Annotated in this window: 10 protein-coding genes; 6 read left to right on the forward strand and 4 right to left on the reverse strand. The window is 73.8% G+C overall.

Features of this window, described 5'->3' with window-relative positions; translation table 11 throughout:
- Positions 1-129: 129 nt before the first annotated feature.
- Positions 130-7,521, forward strand: coding sequence for an SDR family NAD(P)-dependent oxidoreductase (locus AC4IHM_RS29215; protein WP_490869955.1), 7,392 nt, complete (start codon positions 130-132; stop codon positions 7,519-7,521).
- A 44-nt stretch (positions 7,522-7,565) separates the two neighbouring features.
- Here the strand turns inward: AC4IHM_RS29215 and AC4IHM_RS29220 are convergent, their stop codons facing one another.
- The 3 genes from AC4IHM_RS29220 to AC4IHM_RS29230 are packed head-to-tail and all read right to left on the reverse strand — an operon-like array spanning position 7,566 to position 10,619.
- Entirely contained in the window at positions 7,566-9,065 is a 1,500-nt protein-coding gene (locus tag AC4IHM_RS29220; RefSeq protein ID WP_490869956.1) for a tripartite tricarboxylate transporter permease, read from the reverse strand.
- Position 9,066: 1 nt separating this feature from the next.
- On the reverse strand, positions 9,067-9,636 hold the full coding sequence (locus AC4IHM_RS29225) for a tripartite tricarboxylate transporter TctB family protein (protein ID WP_490869957.1): 570 nt from the start codon (positions 9,634-9,636) through the stop codon (positions 9,067-9,069).
- Positions 9,633-10,619 (reverse strand): Bug family tripartite tricarboxylate transporter substrate binding protein, encoded by a 987-nt coding sequence (locus tag AC4IHM_RS29230; RefSeq protein WP_490869958.1) that lies wholly within the window; start codon positions 10,617-10,619, stop codon positions 9,633-9,635. The genes AC4IHM_RS29225 and AC4IHM_RS29230 overlap by 4 nt, the downstream gene beginning before the upstream one ends.
- A 651-nt stretch (positions 10,620-11,270) precedes the next feature.
- On the opposite strand from AC4IHM_RS29230, the gene AC4IHM_RS29235 reads away from it, so the two are divergent.
- On the forward strand, positions 11,271-11,969 hold the full coding sequence (locus tag AC4IHM_RS29235) for a response regulator (RefSeq protein ID WP_490870972.1): 699 nt from the start codon (positions 11,271-11,273) through the stop codon (positions 11,967-11,969).
- Here AC4IHM_RS29235 and AC4IHM_RS29240 read toward each other — a convergent pair.
- Positions 11,932-12,522 (reverse strand): TetR/AcrR family transcriptional regulator, encoded by a 591-nt coding sequence (locus tag AC4IHM_RS29240; protein WP_490869959.1) that lies wholly within the window; start codon positions 12,520-12,522, stop codon positions 11,932-11,934. The two genes, AC4IHM_RS29235 and AC4IHM_RS29240, sit on opposite strands and share 38 nt — an antisense overlap.
- A 262-nt stretch (positions 12,523-12,784) precedes the next feature.
- Between AC4IHM_RS29240 and AC4IHM_RS29245 the strand changes: the two genes are divergently transcribed.
- Genes AC4IHM_RS29245 through AC4IHM_RS29260 form a run of 4 tightly spaced genes read left to right on the forward strand, consistent with a single transcriptional unit; the run spans position 12,785 to position 17,658 of the window.
- Positions 12,785-13,399, forward strand: coding sequence for a (2Fe-2S)-binding protein (locus AC4IHM_RS29245; RefSeq protein ID WP_490869960.1), 615 nt, complete (start codon positions 12,785-12,787; stop codon positions 13,397-13,399).
- A complete protein-coding gene (locus tag AC4IHM_RS29250; protein ID WP_490869961.1) occupies positions 13,396-14,388 on the forward strand; it encodes an FAD binding domain-containing protein in 993 nt (330 codons plus the stop codon). The genes AC4IHM_RS29245 and AC4IHM_RS29250 overlap by 4 nt, the downstream gene beginning before the upstream one ends.
- Positions 14,385-16,535 carry a xanthine dehydrogenase family protein molybdopterin-binding subunit gene (locus tag AC4IHM_RS29255; protein ID WP_490869962.1) on the forward strand — a complete coding sequence of 717 codons (2,151 nt, stop codon included), beginning with the start codon at positions 14,385-14,387 and terminating at the stop codon, positions 16,533-16,535. Before AC4IHM_RS29250 ends, AC4IHM_RS29255 begins: the two co-directional genes overlap by 4 nt.
- Complete coding sequence (locus tag AC4IHM_RS29260) at positions 16,528-17,658, forward strand: XdhC family protein (RefSeq protein ID WP_490869963.1); 1,131 nt, start codon at positions 16,528-16,530, stop codon at positions 17,656-17,658. The genes AC4IHM_RS29255 and AC4IHM_RS29260 overlap by 8 nt, the downstream gene beginning before the upstream one ends.
- Positions 17,659-17,668 lie beyond the last annotated feature (10 nt).

Genomic DNA, 17,668 nt, shown 5'->3' on the forward strand with positions numbered 1-17,668 from the left:
CGGCCGCCCGGACCGAAAAGCCGCTCATCCGGCGACCTTCACCCCAATGAATGACGGGTGTTGGCTTTTCGCTTCCGTGATGCCCTTAAATCCGCACGAAGGCTGCAATCGACGGGAAAAGGCGGGGACGTGACAGAGCGGCGGAACGAACGGTCCGTAGCGGTGGTGGGTGTCGGTTGCCGGCTTCCCGGAGGAATCACCGACCTGGACGGACTGTGGTCCGTGCTGCGGGACGGGCAGGACATGGTCGGTGAGATGCCCGCCGACCGGCTGCCCAGGGACAGGATGGTCGACCCGTCGACCATTCGCCCCGGCCGCAGTTACACCGCGGCCGGAGGATTCCTCACGGACGCCGCCTCCTTCGACGCCGCCTACTTCGGAATCTCGCCCGCGGAGGCGCGGCACATCGACCCGCAGCAGCGGCTCCTGCTGGAGATGGCCGCGGAGGCGCTCGACGACGCCGCCATCCCCGCCGAGTCCCTTGCCGGCTCGGACACCTGCGTCTACGTGGGGGTCTCCGACCCCGCCTACGGCACGACGCTCACCCTGATGCAGGACCACAAGAGCCCGCACACCATGCCCGGTGCCACGCTGTCCATCACGGCGAACCGGATGTCGTACGCCTTCGACCTGCGCGGGCCCAGCATGGCCATCGACACCGCCTGCTCCTCCGCGCTGGTCGCGGTGGACCGCGCCTGCCGCACCCTGCGCGAGGGCTCCAGCCGGGTCGCGCTGGTCGGCGGCGTCAACCTGCTGAGCAGCCCCTACTCCTTCGCCGGATTCTCCTACGCGGGCATGCTGTCGCGGCGCGGACGCTGCGCGGCCTTCTCCGCGGACGCCGACGGCTTCGTACGCGCGGAAGGCGGCGCGGTGCTCGTCCTCAAGCGCATCGAGGACGCGCTGGCCGACGGGGACCGCGTCCACGCCGTGCTCGCGGCCACCGGCAACAACACCGACGGCCGCAGCACCGGCATGATCGTGCCCAGCGCCGAGGCCCAGGAGGCGCTGCTGCGCGCGGTCTACGCGGAAGCCGGTGTCGGCGTCGACGACCTGGTGTACTTCGAGGCCCACGGCACCGGCACCCAGGTCGGGGACCCGGCGGAGGCCGAGGCCATCGGCCGGGCCCTGGCCACCCACCGGCGCGGCGGCCCCTTGCCGATCGGCTCGGTGAAGAGCAACCTGGGCCACCTGGAGCCCGCTTCAGGGATGGCGGGCCTGCTCAAGGCGATCCTGGTACTGCGCCACCGGATCGCGCCCACCTCGTTGCACGCCCTGCCGCTCAACCCCGCGATCGACTTCGACGGCCTCGGGCTGTCCCCGACGGTAGAGCCGGTCCGGCTGCCGCCGGGACGGGCGGCGGCGGTCGGCGTGAACGCCTTCGGCTTCGGCGGAGCCAACGCCCACGCCGTCCTGACCGCGCCCCCCGCCCCGCCCGAGCCCGACGCGCCGCGGACCCCAAGCCGCCCGCTGCCGCTGGTCGTCTCGGCACGCTCTCCCAAGGCGCTGAGGCAACTGGCCACCGCGACGGCGGAGCGCCTGCGGGCCACCCGCCCCGAGGACTTCTACGACCTGGCCCACACCAGCACGGTGCGGCGCAGCGCCCATCCGCACCGCGCCGCGGTGATGGCCGCCGACCCGCAGGACGCCGCCCGGCAGTTGGACCGGCTGGTGGCCCAAGAACCCGCCCGCGGGGCGATCGTGCGGGCCGGCACGCGCGGCGGCCCCGTGTTCGTGTTCTCCGGCAACGCCTCGCAGTGGCCCGGCATGGCCGCGGATCTGCTGGAGCACGAGCCGGTCTTCCGCGCGGCCGTGGAGGAGGCCGACGCCGCCCTCGCCCCGCACCTGGGCTGGTCGGTGGCCAAGGAACTGGCGTATCCCTCTCCGCCGGCCTGGCAGCGTACCGAGGTCGCCCAGCCCGCCCTGTTCGTCGTGCAGGCAGGCCTTGTCGCGCTGCTGGCCTCGCACGGGCTGCGGCCACGGGCGGTGGCCGGGCACAGCGTCGGCGAAGTGGCCGCCGCCCACGCCGCCGGAGCCCTGACCCTGCAACAGGCGGCGCTGGTCATCGCCGAACGCAGCCGCACCCAGGCCACCACCGTGGGCAGGGGCCGCATGGCCGCCGTCGGACTGCCCGAGCAGCAGGCCCGCGAGGAACTGCTGTGCTACGACGGCGCGTTGGAGATCGCGGGCATCAACAGCGACCGAGCCGTGACCGTCGCCGGCTCGGCGGACGAACTGGCCTCATGGGGCAAGGAGTTGACCGGTCGCGGCGTCTTCTTCCGTGAGCTGGACCTGGACTACGCCTTCCACAGCCGGGCCATGGACCCCATCGAGGAACCGCTGCGCACCGCCCTGGACGGGCTGAGCCCCGGCACCGCCCGGATCCCCTTCGTCTCCACCGTCACCGGCACCCCGCTGAACGGGCCGGAACTGGACGCGCGTTACTGGTGGCGCAACGTCCGCGAACCGGTCCGCTTCGCCGAGGCCGTCGCCCACCTCGTGTCCGAGGGCGCCGGCAGCGTGGTCGAGATCGGCCCGCACCCGGTACTGCGCCCCTACCTGCGCCACGCCGACACCTCCTACGTCCCCACCCTGCACCGGGACGGGGACGGCCTGCGCGAGACCGCGGGCGCGATCGCCGCGCTGCTCGCCGCCGACACGAACACCGACTGGCGGCAGCACTTCCCCCGCCCCGGCCGAGTGAGCGAACTGCCCGCCTACCCGTGGCAGCACGAACGGTACTGGCACGGCACCGCGCAGGACCGGATCGCGGGCACCAGCGGCTCCGGCGCGCTCGACCACCCGCTGGTGGGGGAGCGGATGCCCGCCCCGCACCCCGTGTGGCACGGCACCGTCGAGCCCCAGCTGGTGCCCTGGCTGGGCGACCACGAAATCGGCGGCAACGTACTCATGCCGGCCGCCGCCTACGTGGAGATGGCCCTGAGCGCCGGCCGCCGCGCCATGGAGCGCCCGGTCGAGGTACGACACCTGGAGATCAGCCGTCCACTGGCGGTGCCCTGGCCGGACCCCACACCGATCGCCCTGCAGACCTCCGTCACCCCCGACGACGGCGCCGTGACCATCAGCGTCCGCGAAGAACACGGCGGCGAGTGCCGGCCCGTCGTACGGGCCCAGGTCCGCACCCTGCTGGGCACGGCACCGCCGCCGCTCAACGTCGACGCCCTGCGCGCACGCTGCCACCACGGCCTGGACGGCGCCGACTTCTACCGGACGTGCCACCGCGTCGGACTGAACTGCGGGCCGGCCTTCCAGCTCATCGAGCACCTGGACGTCGGCGAAGGAGAGGTACTGGTCTCCTACCGGCTGCGGCACCCCGCCGACGCCTACACCGCCCACCCGGTACTGCTCGACGCACCGTTGCAGGCCACCGTGGCCCTGTCCGGACTCACGGCGGAGTCCGCGGGCTTCCTGCCGTCGGCGTTCGGGTCCGTACGCGTATGGCGCACCCCCGCGTCCACCGGCATCGTCCATCTGCGCCGCCGCGACCGCAGCGCCAACGAGATCTGCTGGGACATCACCTATGCCGACGCGGACGGCACGGTCACCGTAGAGATCGACGGCTGCCGTACCCGCCGCGGCGGCATGTCGGAACAGACCCCGTTGACGGTCCAGCGCACCGTGCTGCGGGCCGCCCCGCACCCGGGCACACCCGCGCCGCACTCCCCGCTCCCCACCCCCGCCGAGGTGGCGAACGCGGCCGGGCCACGCATCACCGCGGCACGCGCCGCCCTGGACGACAGCGGCCACGACCGGTTCGTCGCCGCGGCCGAGCGGACCGGAGCCCACTGCTGGGCCGGCACACTGCACGGCCTGCTCGCCGACCCGACCGTCCCGTTCTCGACACGTGACCTGGTGAGCGGCGGCCTCCAACCCCAGCACCGCCGGCTGGTACGGCTGATGATGCCCCTGCTGGTCGAGCAGGGCCTCGCCCGGCCGGTTGGAGAGATCTGGCAGCTCACCGACGCCGAGATCCGCCCCGAGGCACTGCTGCGCGCCCTGGTGGAGGACCATCCCGCGTTCGGCGCCGAGACACTGCTCCTCAACCGGCATCTGCGTCACCTGCCCGACGTGGTGCGGGGCCGCGTCGACGCCCGCGAACTGCTGCCGCCGGGCGACAGCGCGTACGAGCAACTGCGCGAGACCGGACCGGCGCACCGCTTCACCCACCGTGCCGTGCAGTCCGTACTCCGCGACATCGTCGCCCGGTGGCCCGCGGACCGCCCGCTGCGCGTCCTGGAAGTCGGCGCGACCACCGGCGCCCTGACGGCCGCCGCACTGCCCGTACTGCCGGCCGACCGGACCCGCTACACCTGCGCCGCCGCCACCGGAGCCGTCCTCACCCGTGCCGAACACCGCTTCGCCGGGCACGACTTCGTCGACTACCGCGTCCTGGACCTGAACGCCGACCCGACCGGCCAGAGCCTTCCCCGGAACGGCTTCGACCTCGTCCTGGCCGACGACTGCCTGCACACCGCCCACGACCTGGCCACGACCCTGCGGCATCTGCACAACGTGCTGGCCCCCGGCGGGCATCTGCTGGCCACCGAAGAACACCACGTTCGGCTGCTCGCCCTGCTGTCCGGCACGGAGGAGGACTTCTGGGGGCGCGGCGATCACTCCCTGCGCCCCGTCTCCCGCATCCTCGCCCGCGAGCAGTGGGCACCGCTGCTGCGCCGGTGCGGCTTCCCCGATCCGGTGCAGATCGGGCCCGAGGAGCGGACCGTACTCCTTGCCGCGGCCACCCCGGGACCCGTGGCCGAGACCGAGACACCGGCTCCGATTCCGGTTCCGGCTCCGGTCCCCGAGGCCTCGTGGGTCGTCGCCGTCGAGGACGGCACCGAGACGCCGACCGCGCACGCCCTGGCGGCCCTGCTCGGCGAGGCCGCCGTCGTCGCCGCGTCCGAGGAGCCCGCGGCCTGGGCAGGGGTGCTGACCACCGCCCCCGAGCCGCGCGTCGTCCTGCTGCTCGCCGACCCCGGACCGCACCGGAGCGTCGTCACCCCGACCACCCGTCGCGCCGCTTTCCTGCGGGCCCTGGCCGCGGCCTGCGACGGCCTGCACGGCCGTACCAGCCCCCAGGTGTGGCTCGTCACCCGGCCGACCGGCCTGTTCCCGGCCCCGGAGCAGCCCACGCACCCGGAGGACGCGGCGATCTGGGCGGCCTGCCGCACCCTCGCCAACGAGCGCCCCGACCTGCGCGTGCGACGGCTCTCCTGGCAACGCACCGGAGCCACGGCCGACGACGCGCACCGTCTCGCCGCGGAACTCCTCGCCGCCGACCGGGACGAGAGCGGCCAGGAGGACGAGATCGTCCTGACCGCGCACGGCCGCTTCGTGCCCCGGCTCGTCCAGCACGCGCAGGACGAGCCCCCCACCGCCCCCGCGGGCCCGCCGTTCGTCCTGGAAGTCCGCAACCCGAGCCTGCACCGACGGCTGGTCTGGCGGCGGACGGACCTACCCGAACCCGGGCCGGGCGAGGTGGCCCTGGAGATGCGGGCCGTGGCGCTGAACTACCGCGACCCCATGCGGGCCAACGGGCTGCTGCCACCCGAAGCGGTGGAGAACAGCCCCCTCGGCCGAGGACTGGGGACCGACGGCGCAGGGCTCGTTCGCGCCGTGGGACCGGGCGTGCACGACCTGAAGCCGGGCGACCGGGTCTGCGGCCTCGTGCCCGCCGCCCTCGCCTCCCACGCGACGACACCCGCCGTCGCCCTCGTCCGCATCCCCGACGGGATGAGCTTCGCGGAGGCGTCGACCTTCCCCGTCGCCTTCCTGACCGTCCACCACACCCTGGTCAACCAGGCCTGCCTCGGCCCCGGGGAGACCGTGCTCGTACACGGCGGAGCCGGAGCCGTCGGCCTCGCCGTCCTGCAGTGCGCCCGCAACCAGGGCGCCCGGGTCATCGCCACCGCAGGCACCGAGACCAAGCGGGACCTGCTCCGCACGCTCGGTGCCGAACACGTCCTCGACTCCCGCACCCTGGACTTCGTCCCCCGGGTACGGGAACTGACCGGCGGCCGGGGCGTCGACGTCGTGGTGAACTCCCTCAGCGGCGAAGCCATCGCCCACAACCTCGACCTGCTGCGCCCCAACGGGCGGTTCATCGAACTCGGCAAGCGGGACATCTACCTCAACAACCCGATGACCCTGCGCCCCTTCCACCGCAGCCTCACCTTCACCGCCTTCAACCTCGACGCCGTCATGGAGTCCTCGGCCCTGCGCTCCCGGCTCGTCGCGGTCTTCGACGAGCGGATCAGCAGCCGCGCCTACCGCCCGCTGCCCCACACGGCCTATCCCGCCGCACGCGTCGAGGAGGCCTTCCAACTCCTCCAGCACTCCCGGCACACCGGCAAGGTCGTCATCACCTTCGACCCCCTGGACGAACCCGTCCTCGTCGAACCCGCCCGCGACACCCCGGCCCTCGACGACGACGGCACCTACATGATCACCGGCGGGCTGAGCGGACTCGGTGCCGCCACCGCCCACTGGCTGGCCGACCGCGGGGCCCGGCACCTGGCCCTGCTCTCCCGCCGCGGACCCGACGCGCCCGAGGCGCCCGCCCTGCTCCGGCAGCTCGCCGACCGCGGCGTGCACGCCACGGCCCACGCCGCCAACGTCACCGACGAGAGCGCGCTGCGCCGGGTCATCGAGACCGTGGACGCCACAGGGCACCGGCTGCGCGGCGTCGTGCACGCGGCCATGCACATGGACGACGCACCGCAGTCCGAGTTCACCGACGAACGGTTCGCCGCCGTGCTGGCGCCCAAGGCGGCGGGCGCGGCCCTGCTCGACCGGCTCACCGCGGACCGTGACCTGGACCTCTTCCTCACCTACTCCTCCGTCTCCGCCACCATCGGCAACCCCGGCCAGGCCGCCTACGCGGCGGCCAACGCCTATCTGGAGGCACTCGCCCGCGCCCGGCGCCGGGCCGGCCGGCCGGGTACGGCGCTGGCCTGGGGGCCGATCGGCGAGACCGGCTATGTCGCCCGCAGCGGCATGGAAACGGCCATGACCGAACGCGGCCTCGAACTCCTCACCCCCGCGGAGGCCTTGACGACCGCCGGACACCTCCTCGCCGCCGGCACCGACGTGGCCGGAGCGGGACGCTACCGGTGGGGAACCGCGCGTCACCTGCTCCCCGCCCTGGCCACCCCGCGGTTCGCCCGCCTGGTCCCGTCCTCCGCCCTCGCCTCCCCGGACGGCCGCGACGAGCTTCTGGGCACGCTGGCGGAGCTGCCGCCGGACGAGGCGGTGCAGAAGATCACCGACGTACTCGGCCAACTCCTCGCCGGAGTCCTGCAGACCGATCAGGCCGACCTGGACCCCGCCCGCCCCGTCACCGACTTCGGACTCGACTCCCTGCTCGGCATGCAGTTCCTCGTCGGCGCCCGCGACCTCTTCGCCGTCCGCCTCGCACCGGCGGACCTGGCCACCGGACGGACGCTGAGCCACTTCGCCCGTCTGGTCCACCAGCGTCTCGAACTGCCGGGCCGAGAGGGGTAGGGGGCGGCCGGGCCGCCGTACCCGGGCGGCTCCCCGGGCCGGGGTCAGGCGTCGGTCCGCCGCCGTCCCCGGCCCGTCAGTCGCCTCAGCAGCGGCCATGTCAGCAGCAGCGCGATCACCGCGTACACCGTCACCGCGAACGGCGTGTCGACCAGGCCCGTCACGCTGCCGTCGCTGATCTGCAGGGCGCGGCGCAGTTGTTGCTCGGCGTTCGGGCCGAGGACGACGCCGATGACCGCGGGCAGGACCGGCAGGCCGTAGCGCCGCATGCCGAAGCCGACCAGGCCGATGACCAGGAGGATCACCACGTCGACGACCTCGCCGCCGACCGCGTAGGCGCCGACGGCCGCGAAGAACATGATCCCCGCGTACAGGTACGGCCGGGGGATGCGCAGCAGCTTGGCCCACAGCGGCGCCAGCGGCAGGTTGAGCGCCAGCAGCAGCACCATGCCGACGAAGAGGGAGGCGATCAGGCCCCACACCAGCTCGGGCTCGCGTTCGAAGAGCAGCGGGCCCGGCTGGATGCCGTACTGCTGGAAGGCGGCCAGCATGACCGCGGCGACCGCCGTCGTCGGCAGGCCCAGGGTCAGCATGGACACCAGCGTGCCCGCCGCCGAGGCCGACGCCGCCGACTCGGGACCGGCCACACCCTCGATGGCGCCCTTGCCCCACTCGTCCTTGTGCCTGGACAGGCGCTTTTCGGTGACGTACGACAGGAACGTGGGGATCTCCGCGCCGCCCGCCGGTATCGCGCCGAACGGGAAGCCGATGAACGGGCCGCGCAGCCAGGACTTCCAGGTCCGCCTCACATCACCGCGGCCGAGCCAGGGACGGCCCACCGGGATCGGTTCGGCCACCCCGCGCCGCAGATGTGCCGCCACCCACAGCGCCTCGCCGATCGCGAACAGACCGACCGCGACGATCACCACGTCGACGCCGTCGGCGAGTTGCAGGGAGCCGAAGGTCAGCCGTTGCTGGCCCGTCATCCGGTCCAGGCCCACCAGGCCGATCGTCAGTCCGATCAGCAGCGAGGCCAGGCCCCTCACCCGTGACGAACCGAGCACCGACGTCACGGCGATGAACGCCAGCACCATGATGGCGAAGTAGTCCGGAGCGCCGATGTCCACCGCCAGTCCCGCGACCGTCGGCGCCAGCGCCACCAGCAGGACGGTGCCGATCATGCCGCCCGCGAAGTGGCCGATGGCGGCGGCCGCGAGAGCCTGTGCGCCGCGCCCCGCCTTCGCCATGGGGTTGCCCTCCATGGCCGCGACCACGGCGGCGCTCTCGCCCGGGGTGTTGAGCAGGATGGAGGTGGTCGAGCCGCCGAACATCGCGCCGTAGTAGATGCCGGCGAACATGATGAACGCGGCGACCGGGTCCAGACCGTACGTCACCGGAAGCAGCAGCGCGACCGTCATCGCCGGGCCGATACCGGGCAGGACGCCGATCGCCGTGCCGAGCAGCACACCGACGGCGGCCCACAGGACGTTCACCGGGGTGAGGGCCGTACCGAAGCCGTCCATCAGGGAGTTGAGGGCGTCCACGTCAGAGCACCCCCATCAGCGGACCGCCGGGCAGCGGCACTCCGAGCAGTTGGTCGAAGACGGCGTAGGTGACGAGGGAGAGCACCGCGGCGATCAGCGGATCGCGGTCCGTCCGGCGGCTGCCGAGGGCGAAGGCGGCACCCCAGAAGAGCAGCGCCCCGGCGGCGGGGAAGCCGGCCGGCTCGATGAGCGCGGCCGATCCGAGGAAGATCCCGGACAGCAGCAACACCGTGCGCCAGTCGGCCGGTTCGGACAGGTCGACGTCCTCGCCGCCCTCGGCCTCGCCCCGGCCGCCGCGCAGCACGTCCGCGGCGAGCAGCGCGGCGATCACCAGCAGGCCGGTGCCGACCACGACCGGGACCGTCTTCGGTCCGACCGGCCCGCGCTGGGTGATGTCCACGTCCATGGTGAGCGCGTCGGTCAGGACGAGCGCACCGAGCGCCAGCAGCAGTACGCACACGCCCAGTTCGGAGTGGTCGCGCAGCCATGAGCGCCGCTCGGCCGGCGCCGACTTCGAAACGGGCTCAGGTGCGGGTTCCGGGGACGGGGAGGCGCCGGTCCGTGTCGTCACAGTCCCAGCTCCTCGAGTACGGAGACCACGCGCCTGTCCTGGGCGTCCAGGAACGCGCCGAACTCCTCGCCGGTGAGCAGGGCGTCGTCCCAGCCGTTCTTCTCCATCGACTCCCGCCACTCGGCCAAGTCGCGCAACTCCTCGACCAGGCGGGTGAGTTTGGTCCGCTCCGCCTCCGAGAGGCCGGGCGGGGCGACGATGCCGCGCCAGTTGGTGAAGTCCACGTCGTAGCCGGACTCCTTCAGCGTGGGCACGTCCTTAAGGTCGTGGACCCGCTCGGGGCCGGTCACCGCGAGCACCTTCAGCTCGCCCGCCCTGATCTGGTCGAGGTACTCGCCGACGCCGGAGACCCCGAAGCCGACCTTGTCGCCGAGGATCGAGGCGAGCAGCTCGCCGCCGCCGTCGAAGGGGATGTAGTTGACCGACCTGGGGGAGATCCCGGCGGCCTGCGCCGTCAGCATCGCCGCGAGGTGGTCGGGCCCGCCCGGTGACGAGCCGCCGCCCACGGGTATCTTGCCCGGGTTCTTCCTCCAGGCGGTGATCAGCTCGTCGATCGTCCGGTACGGCGAGTTCCTGGCGACCACCACGACGTCCTGCTCCTCGGTGAGCCGCGCGATCGGTGTGGTGTCGGCGAGGGTCTTCGGCGCGTGGTTGGAGCGGGCGGCGCCCACGACGCCGAGGCCCATGGACATCGCGAGCCTGCCGTTGCCGTGCTCGCTCACCAGCCGGCTCAGACCGACGGTGCCGCCCGCGCCGGGCAGGTTGAACACCTCGATGCCGTGCGTGAGACCGGCGTCCTCGGCGTTCTTCGCGAAGGTGCGGGCGGTGATGTCGTAGCCGCCGCCGGGCGTGTTGGGAACCATGAGACGCAGGCCGGGGATTCGCGTGCCGGACTCGGAGTCGCTGCCCGAGGAGAGCAACGGCGGTCCCGCGAGCACGAGCACGGCGGCCCCGAGCAGGGCGAGGGGGGTGCGCAGGCGCACGGATGACACCACCTGTCGGTTGGGTAGGGCGGTTGGGGGGTGACGTGGGCCACATGGTGCCCGCGCCCCGACGGCCTGTCCCGCTTGCGGAACCAAGGGAGGTTGTGGTCATTGCGGTCGCCGGTTCGTTGCGAAGACGGCACATCTCTTTCCTTCGCCGCAGGTGGACGCCATGATGGCGAGCCGGCGCACTCACCCGTCCCGTCGGCCGAGGCCCGCGTCCGCGGCTCCGCGGCCGGTCCGCGAACGTCACGCCGGTGGGATCCCCGAGGGGGCCGTGCCCACCGCACGCATGACCGTCAGCCACCTCACCGACGCGGTGGCGGAAGGAGCAGCACCATGACGGGTACGAGCGGCACCGCCGACGGGGCCGACGGGACCGTCCCGCCCGGCCGGCCCGACGCGCCCGGCCCGGTCGTTGGCGCTGCCGCGTCCGGCGCGTCCAGTCCGGCTGACGGGACTCCCGCTCCCGGCCCGGCCGGCGCGTCCCGCCCCGCCGACGCGACGGCCCCGCCCCGCCCCACCCCCGAGACTTCCGAGACCTCCGAGAACCCCCCGACCGACACCGACCCCTCGGCTCCGGAGGCCGCCTCCACCCCCCGATCCGTCCCCGGGACCGGGGCGGATCCGAGGGCTGCCGATTCGGTCGGCGTGCTCGTCGTCGATGACGACTTCATGGTGGCCCGCGTCCACCGGGCCTTCGTCGAGCGGGTCGAGCCCTTCCGGGTCGTCGGGGTCGCCGGCAGCGGGGCGCAGGCGTTGGGCGCCGTCGGAGAGCTGCGCCCGGACCTCGTCCTGCTCGACCTCTATCTGCCGGACATCTTCGGTCTCGACGTCATCTCCCGGCTGCGCGCCGCCGGTCACGACTGCGATGTCATGGTCATCAGCGCGGCCCGGGACGCGGACGCGGTGCGCGGTGCCGTCCGGCACGGTGTGGTCGACTACCTGCTCAAGCCGTTCGAGTTCGAGGACCTGCGGGTCCGGCTGGAGCGTTACGCCGTCCAGCGGGGCCGCCTGCTCGGCACGGTGGTGCGCAGCCAGGCCGACGTGGACCGGGTCCTGTCGGGCGCGGCGGCGCCGACCGCCGCGCTGCCCAAGGGCATGAGCGTGGAGACCGCCGAACTCGTCGAACGCACCCTCCGCGAGACCGACGGCACCCTGTCCGCCAGCGAGTGCGCGGCGCTGACCGGCGTATCCCGGGTCAGCGCCCGCCGCTACCTGGAGTACTTCCACACCGTCGGCAGCGCGGACGTATCCCTGCGCTACGGCGTGGCCGGCCGCCCCGAGCGCCGCTACCGCTTCCGGGGCACGGTCACCGGCCTGGCGCTCCCGCCCGCAACCCGTCCATGACGAAGTCCAGGAGCCGGGTGACGCGCGGCTGCCAGTCCTCCCCGGCATCGACCTGCCACAGGCCCGCGATGACGAGGAAGAAGTCGTCCGACGACACGCCGGGACGCACGGTGCCGGCCTCCTCGTTGGCGCGCAGCAGCAGATCGGCGGCCTCCGCCAGCGGGGTGGGTTCCGGTTTCGCCGGTCCCCCGGGAGCGGTCGTGACCAGCCGGATGGCGTCGGCCAGACCGGCCTTGGTCATGGCGAACCGGGCGAGGTGGTCCATCCACTCGCGCAGCGCCCGCTCGGGCTCCCGGGTGGCCAGCAGCTCGGGCGCGGCGTCCGCCACCTGTCGCATCTCGAAGCGGTAGACCTCGAGGACGAGTGCCTCGCGGTGCGGGAAGTTGCGGTAGAAGGTGCCCTGCCCGACGCCCGCCTTCTTGGCGATGGTGCTCAGCGGGACGTTCGCGCAGCGCGTCAGCTCCTCGGCGGCCACATGCAGGATGCGCTCGCGGTTGCGCTGCGCGTCCGAGCGCAGGGGGGTGTCCGTCCGGTCCCTCTTCGGCTGCGGCACTCGTCCTCCGTCCTGGTTCGTGGCCGAATCCCGTCGTTGCTAACCGGACAGCTGTCCGTTACGTTTTCAAAGGGAACGGACAACTGTCCGGTTGTCCCGTCCACTTTAGCGGGGGACGCGGCCGGCGGAACCCGCCGGTGGCCCGGCCATGTGCGCCCGACCCGACCTCGTGCCCCTGGCACCGCCCTGCTGCCCCCCGGCCCCGTACGAATCCACCGCCTACAGCCCATCCACCTGTCACCGGACACAAAGAAGGCTGACCATGGCCCCAGCGCCCCCGCCAACGTCCAGCGCCGTCGTTTTGCACATCAACGGCGAGAAGCACCGGCTGACCGTCGACCACCGCACCACCCTGCTCGACGCCCTGCGTGAGCGCCTCGACCTCACCGGCACCAAGAAGGGCTGTGACCAGGGGCAGTGCGGAGCCTGCACTGTACTGGTCGACGGGCGCCGTGCCGTCTCCTGTCTGAACCTCGCCGTCGCCGCCGAGGGACGCGAGATCACCACCATCGAGGGCATGGCCGAGGGCGAAGAGCTGCACCCGGTGCAGCAGGCCTTCCTCGACCTCGACGGCTACCAGTGCGGCTACTGCACACCCGGCCAGATCTGCTCGGCCGTCGCCGTCATCGAGGAGCACGCCGCAGGCTGGCCCAGCGCCGCCACCGAGGACGTACGGCCCGAAGCCGGACCGCCGGCCCTGACGCCGGACGAGATCCGCGAACGGATGAGCGGCAACCTGTGCCGCTGCGGTGCCTACGTCTCCATCGTCCAGGCCGTCACCCGCGCGGCCGAGGCCCATCGAGCCACGGCCCGCGACATCGACCCGGCCGACCACGACGGGACCGAGACCGAGACCGCGAAGGAGACTGCCGCATGAGGGAGTTCGGATACCAGCGCGCCGACAACGTCTCCGGCGCGGTGGCGCTGCTCGCCGCCGACCCGGACGCCCGCTTCCTCGGCGGCGGCACCAACCTGGTCGACCTGATGAAGACCGGCGTCGAACGCCCCGGCCGCCTCGTCGACGTACGCGAACTCCCGCTGGACGGCGTCGAACCGACCGCCGGCGGCGGCCTGCGGATCGGCGCGACCGCCACCAACAGCGACCTCGCCGCACACCCCGAAGTCCGCCGCCGCTACCCGGCGTTGGCCCAGGCGGTGCTTGCCGGCGCCTCCGGCCAACTGCGCAACATGGCCACCGTCGGCGGCAACCTCCTCCAGCGCACCCGCTGCGGCTACTTCACCGATCTCGGCAAACCGTGCAACAAGCGCGCCCCCGGCAGCGGTTGCCCCGCCGTCACCGGCGAGCACCACAACCACGCCGTCCTGGGCGCCTCCGACCACTGCGTGGCCGTGCACCCCTCGGACATGGCCGTGGCCCTCACCGCCTTCGACGCCGTCGTCGGCTACGAAACCCTCGACGGTCCCGGCGAGTTGCCGCTCACCGACTTCTACCTCCCCGTCGGCGACACCCCGCACCGGGAGACCGCCCTGCCGTCCGGCGCGCTGATCACCGGCGTCACCCTGCCACCCGCCCCGGTCGCCGCCCGCTCCCGCTACCGCAAGGTGCGCGAGCGCGCCTCGTACGCCTTCGCAATCGGCTCGGTCGCCGCGGCACTCGACATCGAGGACGGCGTCGTACGCGAGGCGAGGCTGGCCCTCGGCGCGGTCGCCTCCCGGCCCTGGCGGGCCCGCACGGCCGAGTCCGTGCTGACCGGCGCACCGGCCGACGGCGAGACCTTCACGGCCGCAGCGGACGCCGAACTCGCCTCCGCGAGGCCACTGCCCGACAACGGTTACAAGGTGACCCTCATGCGCAACCTCGTGGTGGCCGTCCTGACCGAACTCGCCGAGGAGAGCACCCGATGACCACCGCCACCACCGGCCGTACGGCGCTCAAGGGCGTCGTCGGCACCGCGCACACCCGCGTCGAGGGCCGCGACAAGGTCACCGGAGCCGCCCGCTACGCCGGCGAGATCCCCTTCACCGACCTCGCCCACGGCTGGCTCGTGCTGTCCACCGTCACCCGCGGCCGGGTCCGCGCGATCGACACCGGCGCCGTCCTCGCCATGCCCGGCGTGCTCACCGTCCTGCACCACGGCAACGCCCCGCGCGTCGACACCGACTTCATCGGCCTGCTGGGCATCCCGCCGGACCCGACCGCCGCCGTCTTCCAGCACGACCGGGTGCCGCACGCGGGCTGGCCGGTCGCCCTCGTCGTCGCCCTGACGCCCGAGCAGGCCCGGGAGGCCGCCGAGGCCCTCGTCGTCACGTATGACGAGGAACCGCACGACAGCACGCTCACCGCCGACCACCCCGGCGCCCGCCCGGCCGACGGACACATGCCCGCCGAGACCGACAAGGGCGACCTGGCGGCCGGGCTGGCCGCGTCCGCCGTCGTGGTGGACGAGGTGTACAGCACCCCCGAGGAGCACCACAGCATGATGGAGCCGCACGCGGCCACGGCCCTGTGGGACGGCGGCCGGCTGGAGGTCGTCGACTCCAATCAGGGAACCACCTGGGTCCAGTCCGAGCTGGCCAAGATGTTCTCCCTCGACGAGTCGGCGGTGCGGGTGCGCTCCGAGCATGTCGGCGGAGGCTTCGGCAGCAAGGGCCTGCGCGCCCACCAGGTCGCCGCCGTGATGGCCGCGACCGCGCTGCAACGGCCGGTGCGGGTGGTCATGACGAGGCGTCAGATGTTCACGCTGGCCGGTTACCGCAGCCCCACCAGGCAGCACGTACGGCTCGGCGCCGGCCCGGACGGCAGGCTGCGCGCCCTGGAGCACCGCTCGCTGAACCAGACCTCCACCGTGTACGAGTTCGTCGAGCCCGGCGCCGGTGTCGCCAGGGTGATGTACGACGCCGAAGCCCACCGCACGGCCAACCACGTCGTACGGCTCGACGTGCCGTCACCGACCTTCATGCGGGCGCCGGGCGAGGCGCCGGGGTCCTTCGCGCTGGAGTCCGCGCTCGACGAACTCGCCGAGCGCTGCGGCCTCGACCCGATCGAACTGCGGCTGCGCAACGAGCCCGAGGCCGGCCCGGTCTCCGGCCGGCCGTTCAGCAGCCGAAACCTGGCCGCCTGCTTCCGAGAGGGCGCCCGCCGCTTCGGCTGGGCCGAGCGCGACCCGCGCCCCGGCGTGCGCCGCGACGGGCGCCGGCTGCTGGGCACCGGCATGGCCGCGGCCTCCTTCCCGGCCGGCGCCGGCGCCTCCACGGCCCGGCTGACCGCGGAGGCCGACGGCACCTTCACCGTGCGGATCGCCGCCGCCGACCTCGGCACCGGCGCCCGCACCGCCCTCACCCTGATCGCCGCCGACGCGCTGGAGGTGGCCCCCGAGCGCGTCCGGGTCCGGATCGGGGACAGCGACTTCGGACCGGCCATGATCGCGGGCGGCTCGATGGGCACCCGGTCCTGGGCCTGGGCGATCACGGCCGCGGCCGGTGAACTGCGCGAGCGGCTCGCACTCGGCGCGAACATCCCGCCGGAGGGCATCACCGTGCGGTCCGACACCACCGAGGCCCTCGGCGCCCTCGCGCAGCGCGAACGGCACTCCTTCGGGGCGCAGTTCGCCGAGGTCGCCGTGGACCCGGCCACCGGCGAGGTGCGGGTGCGCCGCATGCTCGGCATCTTCGCCGCGGGCCGGATCGTCAACCCGCTCACCGCCCGCAACCAGCTCGTCGGCGGCATGGTCTGGGGCATCTCCATGGCCCTGCACGAGGAGGCGGTCCGGGACCGGGTGAGCGGCGCCCTCTACGCCCCCGACCTCGCCGGCTACCACGTGGCCACCAACGCCGACGTGGGCGACGTCCAGGCGGACTGGGTGGACGACCCCGACCCCGAGGACCCGGTCGGCATCAAGGGGGTCGGCGAGATCGGCATCGTGGGCGCCGCGGCGGCCGTCGTCAACGCCGTGTGGCACGCGACCGGCGTACGCCACCGCGACCTGCCCGTCCGGCCCGACCGGGTGCTGTCGGCGGCGCCGCCCGTGAGCGGGGGAGCGGCCGGTGCTTGACATCGCGGACGAGCTGGACCGCTGGCTCGCCGAGGGCCGGGAGTTCGCGGTCGCCACCGTCGTCTCCGTCGGCGGCAGCGCCCCGCGCGGACCCGGCGCGGCTCTTGCCGTCGACAGCGGGGGCACGGTGATCGGCTCCGTCTCCGGCGGCTGTGTGGAGGGCGCGGTGTACGAGCTGTGCTCCGATGCCCTGCGCAGCGGCGAGACGGCGCGCGAGCGGTTCGGATACAGCGACGAGGACGCCTTCGCCGTCGGCCTGACCTGCGGCGGGACCATCGACGTGCTGGTCACGCCGGTCGGCGCGGACGCGCCCTCGCGGGGGCTGTTCCGGGCGGCGCTTTCGACCGCGGCCCGGGGCGGGACCGCGGCCCTCGCCCGGGTCGTCGGGGGCCCGTCCGCACTCCTGGGCCGGGCCCTGCTCGTCCGCCCGGACGGCTCGTACGAGGGCGGTCTCGGCGGCCACCGGGACCTGGACCGCACGGCGGCGGCCGAGGCCGGAGCCCTGCTGGACGCCGGCCGCACCGGGACGGTCGGCCTCTCGGAGGACGGCTCGCACTGCCCCGGAGGGCTCACGCTGCTCGTCGAGTCCAGCGTGCCGCCGCCCCGCATGATCGTCTTCGGTGCCGTCGACTTCGCCGCGGCGCTGGTTCGGGCCGGCAAGTTCCTCGGCCACCACGTCACGGTGTGCGACGCCCGGCCCGTCTTCGCCACACCGGCCCGCTTCCCCGGGGCCGACGAGGTGGTCGTCGACTGGCCGCACCGCTATCTGCGGAGCACGCCGACCGACGGGCGCACGGTGCTGTGCGTACTCACCCACGACGCGAAGTTCGATGTGCCGCTGCTGACGGAGGCGCTGCGGATGCCGGTCGCGTTCGTCGGCGCGATGGGCTCGCGCCGCACTCACGAGGACCGCGACCGGCGGCTGCGCGAGGCCGGCCTCGGCGAGCACGAGCTGTCCCGGCTGCGCTCACCGATCGGCCTGGACCTCGGCGCCCGCACGCCGGAGGAGACCGCGCTGTCGATCGCGGCGGAGATCGTCGCGGCCCGGCGCGGCGGCACGGGCGTGCCTCTGACGGGTGGAGCGGCGCCGATCCATCGGGACGTGACGGAGGCGGCCGCCTGAGCGAGCCGGC

This window comes from Streptomyces sp. SL06, assembly GCF_058244745.1.

Excerpts from the sequence above, each read along its gene's own strand:
- AC4IHM_RS29245 (WP_490869960.1), top strand. The coding sequence starts at position 12,785 with ATGGCCCCAGCGCCCCCGCCAACGTCCAGCGCCGTCGTTTTGCACATC.
- AC4IHM_RS29250 (WP_490869961.1), top strand. The coding sequence starts at position 13,396 with ATGAGGGAGTTCGGATACCAGCGCGCCGACAACGTCTCCGGCGCGGTG.
- AC4IHM_RS29255 (WP_490869962.1), top strand. The coding sequence starts at position 14,385 with ATGACCACCGCCACCACCGGCCGTACGGCGCTCAAGGGCGTCGTCGGC.